The organism is Ruegeria sp. BI7 (assembly GCF_056537925.1).
Genome location: NZ_JBQFSK010000004.1, coordinates 66,739 through 83,272 on the forward strand (window position 1 = coordinate 66,739; position 16,534 = coordinate 83,272).

Annotated in this window: 15 protein-coding genes; 7 read left to right on the plus strand and 8 right to left on the minus strand. The window is 58.9% G+C overall.

Annotated elements, in window-relative coordinates; translation table 11 throughout:
• Nucleotides 1-141 precede the first annotated feature (141 nt).
• Nucleotides 142-702 carry a L,D-transpeptidase gene (locus ACR0JB_RS11720; RefSeq protein ID WP_170350548.1) on the plus strand — a complete coding sequence of 187 codons (561 nt, stop codon included), beginning with the start codon at nt 142-144 and terminating at the stop codon, nt 700-702.
• Here ACR0JB_RS11720 and ACR0JB_RS11725 read toward each other — a convergent pair whose 3' ends face one another.
• Nucleotides 703-1,362: an arylesterase gene (locus ACR0JB_RS11725; protein ID WP_480789943.1), complete on the minus strand. Its 660-nt coding sequence runs from the start codon at nt 1,360-1,362 to the stop codon at nt 703-705.
• Nucleotides 1,363-1,388: 26 nt separating this feature from the next.
• On the opposite strand from ACR0JB_RS11725, the gene ACR0JB_RS11730 reads away from it, so the two are divergent.
• Nucleotides 1,389-2,084 carry an ABC transporter ATP-binding protein gene (locus ACR0JB_RS11730; protein WP_170397259.1) on the plus strand — a complete coding sequence of 232 codons (696 nt, stop codon included), beginning with the start codon at nt 1,389-1,391 and terminating at the stop codon, nt 2,082-2,084.
• On the plus strand, nt 2,081-4,609 hold the full coding sequence (locus ACR0JB_RS11735; RefSeq protein ID WP_480789944.1) for an ABC transporter permease: 2,529 nt from the start codon (nt 2,081-2,083) through the stop codon (nt 4,607-4,609). The genes ACR0JB_RS11730 and ACR0JB_RS11735 overlap by 4 nt, the downstream gene beginning before the upstream one ends.
• A gap of 2 nt (nt 4,610-4,611) precedes the next feature.
• On the opposite strand, the gene ACR0JB_RS11740 is transcribed toward ACR0JB_RS11735, so the two are convergent.
• Entirely contained in the window at nt 4,612-5,058 is a 447-nt protein-coding gene (locus tag ACR0JB_RS11740; RefSeq protein ID WP_170350551.1) for an RrF2 family transcriptional regulator, read from the minus strand.
• A gap of 94 nt (nt 5,059-5,152) precedes the next feature.
• Between ACR0JB_RS11740 and ACR0JB_RS11745 the strand changes: the two genes are divergently transcribed.
• Nucleotides 5,153-5,764 (plus strand): gamma-glutamylcyclotransferase family protein, encoded by a 612-nt coding sequence (locus ACR0JB_RS11745; RefSeq protein ID WP_170397256.1) that lies wholly within the window; start codon nt 5,153-5,155, stop codon nt 5,762-5,764.
• Between the two features lie 26 nt (nt 5,765-5,790).
• Here the strand turns inward: ACR0JB_RS11745 and gltX are convergent, their stop codons facing one another.
• Together gltX and ACR0JB_RS11755 are read right to left on the minus strand one after the other, a co-directional pair.
• Entirely contained in the window at nt 5,791-7,116 is a 1,326-nt protein-coding gene (gene gltX / locus ACR0JB_RS11750) for a glutamate--tRNA ligase (protein WP_170397255.1), read from the minus strand.
• A gap of 59 nt (nt 7,117-7,175) precedes the next feature.
• Entirely contained in the window at nt 7,176-7,610 is a 435-nt protein-coding gene (locus ACR0JB_RS11755; RefSeq protein WP_170397254.1) for a DUF1801 domain-containing protein, read from the minus strand.
• 116 nt (nt 7,611-7,726) lie between these two features.
• Between ACR0JB_RS11755 and ACR0JB_RS11760 the strand changes: the two genes are divergently transcribed.
• Nucleotides 7,727-8,659 carry an MBL fold metallo-hydrolase gene (locus tag ACR0JB_RS11760; protein ID WP_170397253.1) on the plus strand — a complete coding sequence of 311 codons (933 nt, stop codon included), beginning with the start codon at nt 7,727-7,729 and terminating at the stop codon, nt 8,657-8,659.
• 3 nt (nt 8,660-8,662) lie between these two features.
• Here the strand turns inward: ACR0JB_RS11760 and ACR0JB_RS11765 are convergent, their stop codons facing one another.
• From ACR0JB_RS11765 to ACR0JB_RS11775, 3 genes are all read right to left on the minus strand, one after another.
• A complete protein-coding gene (locus ACR0JB_RS11765) occupies nt 8,663-9,991 on the minus strand; it encodes an NAD(P)/FAD-dependent oxidoreductase (RefSeq protein WP_480789945.1) in 1,329 nt (442 codons plus the stop codon).
• 160 nt (nt 9,992-10,151) lie between these two features.
• A complete protein-coding gene (locus ACR0JB_RS11770; protein WP_170361474.1) occupies nt 10,152-10,385 on the minus strand; it encodes a hypothetical protein in 234 nt (77 codons plus the stop codon).
• A gap of 314 nt (nt 10,386-10,699) precedes the next feature.
• Nucleotides 10,700-12,358 (minus strand): NAD+ synthase, encoded by a 1,659-nt coding sequence (locus tag ACR0JB_RS11775; protein ID WP_480789946.1) that lies wholly within the window; start codon nt 12,356-12,358, stop codon nt 10,700-10,702.
• Between the two features lie 146 nt (nt 12,359-12,504).
• Here ACR0JB_RS11775 and ACR0JB_RS11780 point away from each other — a divergent pair, with 146 nt between their 5' ends.
• A complete protein-coding gene (locus tag ACR0JB_RS11780; RefSeq protein WP_170397250.1) occupies nt 12,505-13,950 on the plus strand; it encodes an MORN repeat-containing protein in 1,446 nt (481 codons plus the stop codon).
• 4 nt (nt 13,951-13,954) lie between these two features.
• On the opposite strand, the gene ACR0JB_RS11785 is transcribed toward ACR0JB_RS11780, so the two are convergent.
• A complete protein-coding gene (locus ACR0JB_RS11785; protein ID WP_170397249.1) occupies nt 13,955-14,620 on the minus strand; it encodes an SDR family NAD(P)-dependent oxidoreductase in 666 nt (221 codons plus the stop codon).
• 291 nt (nt 14,621-14,911) lie between these two features.
• On the opposite strand from ACR0JB_RS11785, the gene ACR0JB_RS11790 reads away from it, so the two are divergent.
• On the plus strand, nt 14,912-16,480 hold the full coding sequence (locus tag ACR0JB_RS11790) for a 2-isopropylmalate synthase (protein ID WP_170397247.1): 1,569 nt from the start codon (nt 14,912-14,914) through the stop codon (nt 16,478-16,480).
• Nucleotides 16,481-16,534 lie beyond the last annotated feature (54 nt).

The window sequence follows — 16,534 nt, forward strand, 5'->3', positions numbered from 1 at the left end:
ACTTTTGCGTTTGACCACCGTCCGCAAGTGTGTCCCGGCGAATACATCACAAACAGGTTACTTCTCTCCGGCGATTGACCAGATCGGCTATCATTCCGACATTAGGGTCAAGATTTTTGTGTTTTGTTGAAGAGAGCTGCCATGTTCACGCGCCGTACTTTCCTGACAGCAACTGCTGCCACCAGCCTTTTGCCCGGTGTTGCAATCGCAAAGCAAAAAGCTGTCGAATACGATCCCACGCCGCAATACGTGCGGATCAAGAAAGAGTTTTTGCCGGGTCAGTTGCTTGTCGTTCCCCGGTCCTTCTACCTCTACTACGTTACCGAACCGCGCAAGGCGGTCCGCTATGGGTGCGGGGTGGGTAAAGCGGGGTTGGAATTCACCGGCACCGCCACGATCGACGTCAAAAAGGAGTGGCCGACCTGGCGCCCGACTGATGAGATGATCGAACGCGAGCCCGTCACCTATGCCAAGTTCAAGGACAATGACTATGTCCAGCCCGGCGGGGGCGACAATCCATTGGGGGCGCGGGCGCTGTATTTGTTCCAGAACGGTGTCGATACCTATTTCCGCATTCACGGCACCACGCAGCCGCAAACCATTGGGCGGGCAGCATCCAACGGCTGTATTCGCATGCTAAATTCACATGTGGTCGATCTGTATGAACGTGTGCCCATCGGCACCGTGGTCACTGTCGTCTGATCACTGACGGGTGGCGTTCACAAGCTCCAACACGTATGGACCTAGGTTCTCAACGATCAAGGTCACACCTGCGGCGTTCGGATGAATACCATCTGATTGCATGTAGTTGCGGGCGGCATCCGGATCGCCCCCGGCTGTCAGCCCGGCAAAGAAACTGGGCGCATAACCCGTTTCATATGCTGTCGCGAGGTCGGGATAGATCGCGTCAAACGCTTCTTTGTAGTCCGCCCCATAATTCCCCGGCGCTTGCATGCCGACCAGCAGGATATCGACCTCCGAGCTGTCTGCCACTTTTACAATTGCCTCAAGATTACTGCGCGACACTGCCGGATCGATCCCCCGCAGCAGATCATTACCGCCTAGCGCCACGATGATACCATCCACGTCCGGCGTCAAAGTCCAGCCCACGCGCGCGGCGCCTCCGGCTGTGGTATCGCCGGATACACCGGCGTTGATCAGGCGTACATCCGCGCCTTGTGCCCTCAACCACCGGTCCAACTGCGGTACAAACCCGTCCTCTTCCGGCAACCCATAGCCTTGTGTCAGGGAATCGCCTAAGGCTGCGATTACGACCTGTTCGGCTGTGGCCCCAAAACCGCAGCAAACAAATATCACCGACATCAAAGCCTTGCGCACCATCAGAACCGCTCCATATCCCATTTGACCGCCTTCATTTGGAAAGACCTATGACGACACCTGTTCTTTCGCTCCAAAATGCCGCTTTGTCGCTGGATGGCAATGCCGGGCGGGTCAATATCCTACATGACATATCCCTGACCGTAGCCAAAGGTGAGACACTGGGGCTGGTGGGGCCGTCCGGGTCGGGCAAATCCTCGTTGTTGATGCTGATGGGCGGGCTGGAATTGGCGACGGCGGGCAAGATCACCGCCCTTGGCAACGATCTGACAGAAATGGACGAAGACGCCTTGGCCCGTTTCCGGCGGGACACGATGGGGGTGGTGTTTCAGAACTTCCACCTTATCCCGACCATGACCGCGCTGGAAAACGTGGCCACGCCGCTGGAACTGGCCGGCCACAGGGATGCGTTCGACAGCGCCGAGGCCGAACTGGAAGCGGTCGGCCTGTCCCATCGGCGCGATCATTACCCGGCGCAATTGTCGGGGGGTGAACAACAACGGGTGGCGCTAGCCCGGGCATCGGCCCCGCGACCGCAGATATTGCTGGCGGATGAACCCACGGGAAATCTGGACGATGCAACTGGTGCCGCCATTGTCGATCTTCTGTTTGGTCTGCGTGACAAACACGGCGCAACACTGGTTCTGGTCACGCACAGCCACAGTCTGGCGCGCAAGTGCGACAGGGTCGTGCGGTTGCGAGACGGAACGATTGCCGAAGACATTCAGCAAGAGGCCGCGGAATGAGCCTGCGGCTGGCTGGCCGTCTGGCCCGGCGCGAGCTGCGCGGCGGCCTGCGCGGTTTTCGGGTGTTTCTGGCCTGTCTTGCGCTGGGTGTTGCCGCCATCGCCGCCGTTGGATCGGTGCGTCAGGCCATCCAGACGGGACTTGCCCAGGAAGGCGCTGCGCTTCTGGGTGGAGACGCCCAATTGGAATTCACCTACCGCTTCGCCAATGAGGATGAGCGTGACTGGATGGAACAGACCGCAACGACTGTGTCTGAGGTGGTCGACTTCCGCTCGATGGCCGTAGTCCAGCAAGGCGAGGAAGCCCAGCGCGCGCTGACCCAGGTGAAATCGGTGGATGCAGCTTATCCGTTGTTGGGCACACCCGTGCTGGACCCTGACCAAACGCTATCCGCCGCTCTGGATGGTGATCAGAACCTGCCCGGAGCGGTCATGGATCCGGTGCTGATGGATCGGTTAGGTCTGTCCGTCGGAGACCGCTTTGCCCTTGGTACGCAAGAGTTTGCCCTGACCGCCGCCCTGATTCACGAGCCGGACGGGGCTGCCGACGGGTTCGGATTGGGGCCGCGTACTTTGGTACGAACCGAAGATTTACAGGCGTCGGGCCTTTTGGCGCCGGGGACGTTGTTTTCCACCAAATACCGGCTGGCTTTGCCACCCGATACTGACCTTGCGGCCTTGTCCACCACAGCACAGCAAAGTTTCGACAGTACCGGTATGCGCTGGACCGATGCCCGCAATGGCGCTCCGGGGATCGCGGAATTCGTCGCCCGCCTCAGCGCCTTTCTGGTTCTTGTGGGACTGTCGGGTCTGGCGGTTGGCGGTATCGGCGTCTCTGCCGCCGTCAGGGCCTATCTGAGGCAAAAGACCGAAACCATCGCCACGCTGCGCACTTTAGGGGCGGATCGCGCGACGATTTTACAAACCTACATGATCCAGATCGGTGTATTGTCCGGTATTGGCATCCTTATAGGCATAACATTGGGTGGGCTACTTCCCCTGCTACTGGCCCCGCTGATCGAAAGCCAATTACCTGTCCCGGCGGTCTTCTCGCTTTATACCCGTCCGCTGGCCGAGGCCGCGCTATACGGGGTTCTGACAGCCTTCCTGTTCACCCTCTGGCCGCTGGCCCGCACCGAAGAAGTGCGTGCCGCGACCCTGTTCCGCGATGCGTTGTCTTCGGCCCGCGCCCTCCCGCGCCCGGTATTCATCCTGGCGACTGGCATCGGGCTGGTCCTGCTGGTCGCATCAGCATCCTGGTTCAGCGGTTCGGCACGTCTGACACTCTGGACCAGCGGAGGGCTGGTCGGCGCGCTGCTTGTGCTGTCTCTGTCGGCTTTGGCAATCCGCAAGTTTGCCCGTTTCGGTGCCAAACCAGCACGTGGTCGCCCGGCCCTGCGATGGGCCTTATCGGCCATATCGGACCCGCGCGAAGGGGCTGCGTCGGTCGTGCTGTCCTTGGGGCTGGGGCTTTCGGTACTGGCCGCCGTTGGCCAGATTGACGGAACCCTGCGCAATGCAATCGCAGGCAATTTGCCGGACGTGGCGCCATCCTATTTCTTCGTCGACATTCAAAAAGACCAGATGCCCGGTTTTACCGAACGGCTGAACGCTGACCCGGCTGTCACCCGTGTTGAAAGCGCACCGATGCTGCGGGGGATCATCACCCAGATCAACGGCCGCCCTGCCCGTGAGGTAGCTGGCGACCACTGGGTTCTAGACGGTGATCGGGGCGTGACCTATTCCGCCGCTCGGCCACAAAAAACCCGCGTCAAGGCAGGCGAATGGTGGCCGGATGACTATTCCGGTTCACCGCAGGTCAGTTTCGCGGCAGAAGAGGCCGAGGAAATGGGCCTGTCCCTAGGCGACGAGTTGACCGTAAATATCCTTGGCCGGGACATCACTGCCGAAGTCACCTCACTACGCGAGGTCGATTTTTCAACCGCCGGCATCGGCTTTATCATGTCGATGAACCCTTCGGCGCTGGCCGGAGCCCCACACAGCTTTATCGCCACCGTCTATGCCGAAGAACAGGCCGAGGCTGCCATTCTGCGCGATCTGGCCGGGCAATATCCGAACATCACCGCGATCCGGGTGCGGGACGCGATTGATCGTGTCTCAGGCCTGCTGGCCGGGCTGGCGGCGGCGACCTCCTATGGAGCGGGTGTGTCTTTGCTGACCGGTTTCTTGGTCCTGATCGGGGCCGCTGCAGCAGGCGAAACCGCGCGCCGCTACGAATCTGCGATCCTCAAGACATTGGGCGCAGACCGGCGGCGCATCTTGCTCAGCTTTGCGCTGCGTTCGATCTTGCTGGGCGCGGCCGCCGGATGTGTCGCCCTGCTGACCGGGATATTAGGGGGTTGGGCCGTGGCCACATACATCTTTGACACCGGGTTCACGGTCATCTGGAGTTCAGCCCTGGGTATCGTGCTGGCTGGAATCCTTGTGACACTGGGCGCAGGTCTGGTCTTTGCCCTGCGCCCACTGGCGGTACGCCCGGCCAGCATTCTGCGCGCCGCTGACTAGGATCAGCGCACGCAGGCCACCGGTTGCAGAATTTGCAACAGCTGTTCGTTGTCACAGACCAGCGCATCCAGCGTGATCTCGTCCAGCGAGGCATAGAAAACCTCGGCAGCGTCGCTAAGCGCCACCCGCAAGCGACACGCATCGGTCAGTGGACAAGTATTGTCGGCATCGGCAAAACACTCGGCGATCGGCAAAGCGCCCTCGACATGGCGAAAAACCGACCCGACGCGAATTTCGTCAGCTGGGCGCGCCAGAGACATACCGCCATTGCGACCGCGCTGGGTGCTCAGATAATTTAGCTGGCTCAATTGATTGATCACCTGTGCCAGATGGTTTTCCGAGATATTGCACACATCCGCAATCTCGGCCTTTGTCACCAATCGATCCTGATGCGCCGCACAATACATCAAAAGGCGCACTGCTATGTTTGTCCGTTTGGTAATCCGCATGTTGGCCTCCCAAATTTCAAGGTGGGACCTTATTGCATGTCTGGCAAAAAAGCGGTTTGACATACATCAATCGCTTCAAAGGACATGACGGCGCATGGCGGACCCTTATTTCTTTGGCTATGGCAGCCTTGTGAACCTTTCGACCCATGATTTCCCCGATCCGCACCCGGCCCGGTTAAAGGGATGGCGGCGCGTCTGGCGGCACACAGACCTACGCCCGGTGGCCTTTCTGACCGCAGTACCGGACCCGGAATGCGAGATTGAGGGGATGATCGCCCATGTGCCGAAAGACGACTGGGCAGCACTGGATGAACGGGAGTGGGCCTATGATCGGGTTCCAGCCACGCAGGCGGTGACACACCCCCTGACCCATGACGTTGAAATTGCCGTCTATGCAGTGCCGCATGACCGTCATACCGCACCCAGCAACCACCACCCGCTGCTGCTCAGTTATATAGACGTGGTTGTGCAGGGTTATCTGCGTGCCTTCGGACCCGATGGAGTGGATCGGTTTTTTGCAACCACCGATGGTTGGGACGCGCCAATCCTGAATGATCGCGCAGAACCTCGGTATCCGCGCCATCAGCAACTAAAACCGGCAGAGACCGAATTGGTGGATGATCGTTTGCAACAGGTTTCGGCACAAGTGCTGCAGACCGGCCAACAAAAAAAGGCAGGCGGTTTGCCTGCCTCATTCGTGTTCTAGGCTGATTAATACCGGATCAGGTACATTCATCCGCGCGCGCGGATCACCTGCAGCAACGGCAGCAAGGTCGCCATTTCCGGACCCCGCTCCATGCCGGTCAGCGCCTTGCGCAGCGGCATGAAAAGGCCCTTGCCCTTGCGGCCGGTGGCCTCTTTCACCGCCTTGGTCCATGCGCCCCATGTTTCACCATCGAAAGGCCCTTCGGGTAGCAGCGCAACGGCTTCGGCGATAAACTCACGGTCCTCATCCGCGATCAAGGGTTCAGCCCCGTCGCGGCACAGCTCCCACCAGCCTTTCAGATCGGCCAGGGTGGTGATGTTTTCGCGCGCCATCGACCAGAACGGCTCGGCCAAATCGGCTGGAACGCCTGCGTCGGCAACGGCGTCGGCCACATCGGCCAGCGGCAGCGATTGCAGATGCTTCGCCGTCAGCGGGAACAGGTCCTGCACGTCGAACTTGGTTGGTGCAGCCCCGAAACGGTTTACATCGAATCCTTCGATCAGTTCAGCCATGTCCGAACGCAACTCAACCGGATCGGACGAGCCCAGACGCGCCATCAGGCTCAGCAGAGCCATTGGTTGCACACCCTGTTCACGCAGATCGCGCAGGGCCAGCGTACCCAGACGCTTGGACAAAGCTTCACCCTGCGGGCCGGTCAGCAGCGAGTGGTGCGCAAAGCGCGGGCAAGTGCCGCCCAGTGCCTTGATGATCTGAATCTGCGTCGCGGTGTTGGTCACGTGGTCCGAGCCGCGCACAACGTCAGTAACGCCCATCTCAGTGTCATCCACCACTGACGCGATCGTATACAGAACCTGACCATCCCCCCGGATCAGCACCGGGTCAGACACCGAGGCCGCATCGATTGAGATGTCGCCCAGAATCCCATCGGTCCATTCGATCCGCTCATGATCCAGCTTGAACCGCCAGACACCATTACCACGCTCAGCCCGCAACGCGTCTTTCTCAGCCTCAGAAAGGTTCAGCGCGGCGCGGTCATAAACTGGCGGCTTGCCCATGTTCAGCTGTTTCTTGCGCTTCAGGTCAAGCTCGGTCGGCGTTTCAAATGCCTCATAAAACCGGCCCATCTCACGCAGTTTGTCCGCAGCTTCGGCATAGCGGTCCAGCCGTTCGGACTGACGCTCGACCCGGTCCCAATGCAGGCCCAACCATTCCAGATCCTGCTTGATCGCATCGACATATTCTTCTTTCGAACGCTCGGGATCGGTGTCGTCGATACGTAGGATAAACGTACCGCCTGCCTTGCGGGCGATCAGATAGTTCATCAGGGCGGTGCGCAGGTTGCCCACATGGATATAACCGGTGGGCGACGGGGCAAAACGGGTGGTGGTCATGGAGTTCTCCTGTTGGCGCGGCTCATGTCACAAAGGCGCGTTTTTGTCCAGCAGGGGTTTCAGGTCGGCTGCACCGGCCAGTGCCGATCCAGGTCTTTCAACCCGGCGCGGATCAGCTCGGAGAGCACATCCAGATCAATATCCGCCAGCTTGTTCACATAGAGGCAGGATTTGCCCAGTTTGTGTTTGCCCAGGCGCGTCAGGATATCCCCGAAATCCGCATAACCGGGCATGATATAGATCGACAGCGCAGATTTACGTGGGGAAAACCCGGTGGCCAGAAAATCACCCTCGCGCCCGGATTTATATCGGTAGTGGTATCGCCCGTACCCGATCATCGACGCCCCCCACATAACAGGTGCAAATCCCGTCGCGTTGCGGAATACTGCATCCAGTACCCGTGCCTCCTCGGCTTTTCGCGTTGGCTGTACCGCCGAAAGGAAACTCTCAACGCTTTGCCCTGTGGGGACGGTTTTGTTTACAGATCGCGCCATGAACAAAATTTAACACGTAATGTTCAACCACACAGCCCATGTCTTGGGTGTATAGAGTGGCAAGTGACCCTCTCCGCCCTACCTAACATCCTGATATTCTGACAGGGAGATCGAAAATGACCATCAAATTGACTCGCCGCGCGGCCCTAGGAGCCGCAGCAGCATTGCCATTCGCATCCGCCGCCGCCCCGGTTCTGGCCGCCGGGACCGAGACCAAGGCCAATTCAACCATCGCCAAATCCTTTAAGTTGGGCGACTTCACCGTCACCACACTGTTGGACGGTAGCCTGCCCCGTGACGGCGCCAAGGATATCTTTGGCGGCGGCGCTTCGGACGAGGATTTCGCCAAGGTCTCAGCCGACAACTTCATCTCGCCCGAGGTGGCGCAGTTCTTTTTTACCCCAACACTGGTCAATACCGGGTCTGAGCTGGTTCTGTTCGACACTGGTCTGGGTCAGGGCGGCATTCAGGCCGCGCTGGCGGATGCGGGCGTGACGCCAGATCAGATCAATACCGTTGTGATCACCCATATGCATCCCGACCATATCGGCGGCATGACCACGAACGACGCGCCGACCTTCCCCAATGCGCGCTATGTCACCGCATCGCCTGAATATGATTTCTGGGCCGCGCAAGACGCAGGCAACCGCGTCGGCGATCTGGTCGCTACCAAAGTGACACCGTTGGCCGAAAAGATGACCTTTGTCGAAGACGGGGGCGAGGTCGCGTCGGGCATCACTGCAGTCGCAGCCTATGGGCATACTCCGGGTCACACGGTTTACCACTTGGAAAGCAACGGGCAACGTCTGGTGCTGACCGCTGATTTGGCCAATCACTATGTCTGGTCTTTTGCCCACCCGGAATGGGAGGTGCGCTTTGACATGGACAAGGCGGCAGCCACTGCATCCCGGCGCAATGTGCTAGGCATGCTGGCCGCCGACAAGGTGCCTATGATCGGCTATCACATGCCGTTCCCGGCGGCTGGCTTTGTCGAAACGCGCGGTGACGGGTTCCGCTTTGTCCCGGTCAGCTATCAGATGATGGGCTAAGCCCTAGTATCCAGGGTCCGGCCATACTATTGAGCCATCCGTGAAACGGGACAGGCGAAAAGCGGCCGGATCGACGCAAGGCGTGGTTTCGGCGACCAGGTCAGCCATCAGACGGCCTGCTGCGGGGGCGATACCAAACCCGTGACCGGAAAAACCGGTTGCAATATACATTCCCGCCATCTCATCCACCCCCGAAATTACCGGCACCGCATCCGGTGTCACATCGATCATCGCCGCCCAGCTTTGTACAATCTCGGCCTGTTCAAGCGCCGGAAACGCATTGCGTGCTTTGGCCCATGCCTTGCGCAACACTTTTGACGACGGCTCGGGGTCCAGCACACGGCATTTTTCGAACGGCGTCACATCGGTTGGCAGCCAGGTCTGATCCTGCTGCGCCTCGGTGCGCCAGCGGCCCGACAATCGAAAGCGCAAAGACCGCCATTCCTGTTTAAAGGCAGGCAGGAACTGTCGGCCCAGACGAAAGCTGTCGGGAACGATATCAACCGTATTCTCGCGACCGGACGCGATGCTATAGCCCCCATCAGCGCGCTTTCGCATGGCAAATTCATCCGCCCAAAGCGCTGATTCAGGACCCTCGACAGATGACGTGCGCAGAACCGTGTTCAGTACCTTCAGTTGCGGCAGATCAATCCCGGCATTCCCGGCAAACAGACGAGACCACGCACCACCGGCCAGAACCACATAGTTACATGCCACCCGACCACGCTCGGTGAACACACCAGAAACGCGGCCATCCCTAAGATCGACACTGCGCGCTGCGCAATTGGTCATCAGCACCGCCCCACGGTCCCGCGCCGCCTCTGCGATGGCGGGTGCGGCCCATTGCGGCTCGGCCCGACCGTCCTGCGGCATAAAAAGGGCGCAATCAAAATCCGCTGCAGTACCGGGCAGCATCGCGTCCAACTCACCCCCGGCCACCAATCTGGCACCGGTTTGCAACCCGTCGACATGGCGTAGCCAGCGTTCCAGATTTCCGCTGCTGCGTTTGCCCGAGGCGCCAAACAGGATGCCTGCACGGGTATAACCTGTCTTGCGGCCGGTCCGCTGATCCAGCCCTTGCCACAGGTGCAGCGCCTCGACCATCAACGGGATTTCCCGCGGGTCGCGCATACCCAGACGCACCCATCCCCAGTTGCGCGAGCTTTGCTCGCCCGCGATCTGCCCCTTTTCACACAGCAGCACCGAAGCACCGCGTTCAGACAGTTCCAACGCGGTGGACGCGCCGATTATGCCGCCGCCAATGACAACGACATCCACGGTTTTGGGCAAGTGCAAATCAGGTTCGACGGGGGTTGGCTTGGGGCCGGGCATCAACCGCTCTTATTTCATGGCTCGAACCGCCATGAAGGCCCAGAGCGAGCGCACAGGCAACGTGCCTTGTGCCGCAGGGGTGATGATTTTCAAAAGCTGTGGCGAACACGCCAATAGACGCGAGAATTTACGCGCCATTCCGTCAGGATTCACCTAGAAATTATGCTGCGCCGCGCAACTCTGCCAATTTCTGGCGCAGGGTCGCCCCCAACCCGCTGTCTTTCGTCTCGACCTCTTCATCCATCTCGGCCTGTTGAGGCAGTTCAGGAAAGACGGTCGGCGCTTTTGTGGATTTCACCTCAGGCTCGGGGTCTTCGGGCTCATCCTCGCGAAGAAGATCCGCGATGGCAGAATCCAACTTAGCTTCGTCCAGAACCCGCGCCTCGGACTCCATTGATTTGTACCTCAACGGCGGGTGAAGCGGTTTGTCATATCCCTCATACATAATAACACCAAATCGTTAACTCAGACATCCAACACCAAGTGCGCCACAATTCGATACTTTCGAAATAAGGTCACACCGCCCCAGATGGGGCGTGAATTAAGCTAAAATGTGGCAAAAAAATGTCTCAATTTCAAGCCATCTATTCCAAGAGAGGCTGGAAAATTAGAGTGTTATCGGAAAATTTGAAACAATGCTCACCTCTCTGGACAAACTAGCCTAGCGAAGGAGACAATCATTTATTCCTTAATTGGTTCCAGAGCAGTTCAGCCTTTGTCCCGCCAGCGATTCACAATCGGATAGCGGCGATCCAGCCAGAAAGCCCGATGTGTCAACCGAGTTCCGGGGGCGGACTGAAAGCGTTTGTATTCGCTAATATAGATCAGATGCTCGACCCGCCGCGCATCAGCCTCGTCAAATCCGGCAGCGACACAATCGGCGATCGAGCCCTCACGATCGACCAGAATATCCAGAATGGCATCCAAAACCGGATAGTCGGGCAGGCTGTCGCTGTCCTTTTGGTCCTCACGCAGCTCGGCACTGGGCGGTTTGTCGATGACCGAAGGGCGGATCACCACACCTGCGGGCCCCATCATCCAGTCGCGGTGGTTTGCATTGCGCCAGCGGCAGGTCTCGAACACACGGGTTTTGTACAAATCCTTGATCGGGTTATAGCCGCCGTTCATGTCGCCGTAGATGGTGGCATATCCCACCGCGACCTCGGATTTGTTTCCTGTGGTCAAAAGCATCTCACCAAACTTGTTCGAGATCGCCATCAACAGCAATCCGCGCAAGCGGGATTGGATGTTCTCTTCGGTCAAATCCGCATCACGCCCAGCAAACAGCGGGGCCAAGGTCTGGGTCACGGCTGCCCTGCTGTCCGAGATCGGCACATAGTCATAGTGAACGCCCAACGCCTTGGCGACGGCTTCGGCATCGTCCAATGACGCCTGACTGGTGTATTCCGAAGGCAGCATCACACAGCGAACATTCTCAGCGCCAATGGCATCCACTGCGATAGCCGCGACCAAGGCAGAATCAACGCCGCCCGACAAACCCAGCAGCGCTTTTTTGAACCCGGTCTTGCCCATATAGTCGCGCAAGGATTGCACCATGGTGCGATAGTCCTGCTCCCATTCGTCGGGCTGCGGCACGATTTCAGCGGGCACGATGCGCCAGCCATCATCGCCACGCTCCAGATCGATCTGCGTCACGGCCTCGTCAAAGACAGGCATCCGAAACGCCAGCTCTCCGCCCGGGTTCAGGCCAAACGTGGCCCCGTCGAAAACCTGATCGTCCTGACCGCCAACCATGTTCAGATAGATCAGCGGCAGGCCAGTCTCGACCACGCGGGCCACCATATGGTTCAGGCGCACGTCGTATTTGTTGCGGAAATACGGCGAACCATTGGGGATCAGCAGAAACTCGGCCCCGGTTTCCTCAAGCGTTTCGGCCACGTCCGGATGCCAGCTGTCTTCGCAGATCGGGCTGCCGATGCGGGTGTTGCCAACCGCATAAGGCCCGCCCAAAGGCCCGGCATCGTACAGGCGCACTTCGTCGAATACGGTTTCATTGGGCAAATGATGTTTCAACGACTTGCTGCTGATCCGCCCGTTCTTGAGGATCAGGTACGCATTGAAAAGATTGCCATCTTCTGCCCAAGGTCCGCCAATCGCCACCGCAGGGCCATCGACGCATTGTTTGGCCAGATCCACGACCGCCGCCATCGCCGCCCGGTGGAACGCAGGCTTCATCACGAGGTCCTGCGTGTTGTAGCCGGTGATGAACATCTCGGGGAACGCCACCAGATCGGCCCCGGCCTCGCGCCCCTGCTTCCACGCGGCCAACGCCTTGGCAGCGTTACCGTCGATATCCCCCACGGTGGGATTGAGTTGCGCCAGAGTGATACGGAAACGGTCGGCCATTGTGCCCTCTTGCCCTCGTCAGTCTTACAGCCATTTAGCAGATCATTGCGCAAGTAAAAGGCAAATGCGGCAAAACCCGTTGCTCTGCCCCCACCGGTACCTTAGTTTTGCGCAAAAGGATGAACACTGGGCAGGCAGGACAGATTATGAACGCTTTTCGCATTTCCATTGCCGCATCAACAATCGCTCTGATCGCTGCTGGCGCCGCCGCGCAGAACGGTCAGGTAATCACCACGGACGATGAAGTTGGCGGCGTCTATGAAGGCACGTTCGAAAACGGCCTGCGCCACGGGACCGGCACGTATCGCCTGCCTAACGGGTTCGAATATAGCGGCGAATGGGCCGAAGGTGAGATTCAGGGCAAAGGGATTGCCCGTTATGTCAACGGCTCGATCTACGAAGGCATGTTTGTCAAAGGGCAACCCGAAGGGCGCGGCAAGATCATCTATGCCGACGGCGGCAGCTATGATGGTGAATGGGCCGACGGGTCGCTCAATGGCGCTGGCATCGCGATCTATGCCAATGGCGCGCGCTACGAGGGCAATTTCAAAAACGCGCGTTATCACGGCAAGGGCGTGATGACGGACCCCAGCGGCTTTAGCTATGACGGGGACTGGGTTGATGGTGTCAAACAGGGCAGTGGCAAGATTACCTATGCCGAAGGCGGTATCTACGAGGGCGAAATCAAGGATGGTCAGCGCCACGGTCAAGGCAGCCTGACCCTGCCCGACGGGATGACTTACGTCGGCGATTGGGTCGAAGACCGCATAACAGGCTCCGGGCGCATGACCCTTGTCAACGGTGACGTCTACGAAGGCGAACTGATCGAGGGTCGGCGGCAAGGCAAGGGCAAGATGATTTATGCCAATGGCGACGTCTACGAAGGCGACTATGCCAACGATCTGCGCCATGGTCAGGGGGCCTATACCGGCACTGACGGATTTGCATACACCGGCGAATGGACCGACGGGCTGCTTGAGGGTTTAGGTGAGATGACCTATCCGGATGGCTCGGTCCATGTCGGCGATTTCAAGGCTGATCTGGCCGAGGGTAAGGGCCTGATCACCTACCCCGACGGCTCGACCTATGATGGCGATTGGATCGCTGGTGTGATTGAAGGTCAGGGTATTTCCACCTATCCCAACGGCACGGTCTACAAAGGACAGTTCAAAAACGCCAAACCGAGTGGCAAGGGCATTCTGACTTCTGCTGACGGGTCCAGCTATGACGGGGATTGGGCCGATGGTCTGCGTCAGGGCAAGGGCTTGTCCACGTATCCCGATGGCACCACCTATTCCGGCGAGTTCAACGCAGGCAAACGCCACGGGCAAGGTGAAATCGTCATGGCCAACGGGTTCAGCTATTCTGGCCAATGGACCGAAGGCAAGATCACCGGTGACGGGATCGCCACATACCCAAGCGGCGATGTTTACGAGGGCAGCTTTGTCGACGCCAAACGGCACGGCAACGGCACAGTGCGCTATGCCAACGGCGAAGAGGAAACCGGTGTTTGGGAAAACGGTGCATTGGCGACATCGAACAGTGCGACCCCTGAGGCGGATGCCACGGACTCAACTGATTCGGACGGCTGAACCTTCACCACGGCACGGGTTTGCCGGCCCAATCGAAAAACCCTCCAGTTTCGGCTGGGGTTAAATGCGCCATCACGGTCAACAGGTTCTCGGCGGCTTCATCCGGTGCAACAGCGGGATGACGCCCCAGGTATTTTCGGGTGAATTCAGTTTTCACGGTGCCGGGATGCAGGGCAACGCAGATCGCTTGCTGGTGGGTACGATGCAGTTCGATCGCCCCCGTATGTACGATCTGGTTCACCGCTGCTTTTGCTGCGCGATAGCTGACCCAACCGCCCAGCCTATTGTCCCCGATGGACCCGACGCGTGCCGATAGCACAGCAAAAATCGCCCGGCGATCCCGCGGCAGCAGGCGTGATGCATGGCCCAGAATCAGCGCAGGTCCGACAGCGTTCAACGCAAACTGGCCCATCATTGTCTGTGCTGTGACCGCACGCATTGTCTTTTCCGGTGCCGCCCCGTTGATTTCTAACGCGCCCGAGGCGACGAGGATCAAATCGAAGGGGCCGGACAACTTGCCCAATACGCTCTCAATACCGGCGGGATCGGTTAAATCAAATCCGTCCGTAGATCGCGACAAGGTGGTCACCGTCACGCCCTGCTGCCTCAGGCGGTGACATACCGCCTGACCGATTCCTCCTGACGCGCCTATGATCAACGCTGTTTTCATCACTAACCACCTAGACGTCCTGTTACGCGGATCAATACGCCACTGTAGAAAGAAACCCCTGCAACAGCTGTTAAGGCGCAAATGGGTCTTTTCATTCTGGGCGGGCTCTGTATAAATTCCGCCCTATGATCAACCGCGCAGATATCCCTTTTGCCGACACCGCCCTGCGCGGTGCGTTTCTGCGTGGCCTACTGATCCTAATCCGCCTCTGAGCGTGCCATCCGGCGCGCCCGCTCAGAGGAGGACGCCCGCGCGCCATAGGCTTTAGGACAGAAGAAGAAAGAGAATCCCATGACCAACGTGACCGACCAAGACCGCGTCTTGATCTTTGACACCACTTTGCGCGACGGCGAGCAAAGCCCCGGCGCAACCATGACCCATGACGAAAAGCTGGAAATCGCAGAATTGCTGGATGAAATGGGCGTCGACATCATCGAGGCCGGTTTCCCCATCGCGTCCGAGGGCGATTTCAAAGCGGTATCCGAGATCGCCGAGCGATCCAAAAACAGCCGCATCTGCGGCCTGGCGCGTGCCAATTTCGCGGATATCGACCGCTGTTGGGAAGCCGTCAAGCACGCCGGAAAGAACCGAATTCACACGTTTATCGGCACCTCACCACTGCACCGCGCCATTCCGAATCTGACACAGGACGAAATGGCCGAGAAAATCCACGAGACTGTCAGCCACGCGCGCAACCTGTGTGAAAACGTGCAGTGGTCGCCGATGGATGCAACGCGGACCGAGTGGGACTATCTGTGCCGCGTGATCGAGATTGCGATCAAGGCCGGCGCTACGACGATCAATATCCCAGACACTGTGGGCTATACGGCCCCGATGGAATCGGCTGACCTGATCAAGCGCCTGATCGAGACGGTGCCGGGTGCAGATGAGGTGGTATTTGCCACCCACTGCCACAACGATCTTGGCATGGCGACGGCGAACTCGCTTGCCGCTGTCGCGGGCGGGGCACGTCAGATTGAATGCACAATCAACGGCCTTGGCGAACGCGCAGGCAACACGGCGTTGGAAGAGGTCGTTATGGCGCTGCGCACCCGCAACGACATTATGCCGTGGAACACCGGCATTGATACGACCAAGATCATGCATATCTCGCGCCGCGTTGCGACCGTGTCGGGCTTCAACGTGCAGTTCAACAAGGCCATCGTCGGCAAGAACGCCTTTGCCCATGAAAGCGGCATCCACCAGGATGGCATGCTGAAGAACCGCGAAAACTTTGAGATCATGCGCCCCGAAGATATCGGCCTCTCGGGCACGTCATTGCCTTTGGGAAAACACTCGGGCCGTGCGGCGTTGCGCGACAAGCTGGAAACGCTGGGCTATGAGGTTGGTGACAACCAGCTCAAGGATATCTTCGTGCGGTTCAAGGATTTGGCTGACCGCAAGAAAGAGGTGTTTGACGACGATCTTATCGCATTGATGACGCTGGATGACGAAGACGATCATCTGCAATTGGTGTCGATGAAAGTGACCTGCGGCACCGGCGGACAGGCAGAGTCGACGGTCGAGTTGGAAGTGGACGGCAAGGATACGATCGCAACCGAACACGGCGACGGCCCGGTGGATGCGACCTTCAAGGCAATCCGCGCGATCTTTCCGAACAAAGCCCATCTTCAGCTGTATCAGGTGCATGCAGTAACAGCGGGCACCGATGCCCAGGCCACGGTGTCAGTCCGTCTGGAAGAAGACGGCATGATCGCAACGGGTCAATCGGCCAACACGGATACGGTTGTGGCTTCGGCCAAAGCCTATCTTCACGCCTTGAACCGCCTGATCGTACGCCGTGAAAAAACCGGCCCCGGGACCGATGCGCGCGAGATCAGCTACAAAGACCTGACCTAGGGGCAAAGGCTCCCGCACCCGCGGCGGCCCGGCTTCGCCGAACCTTCTTGGGTT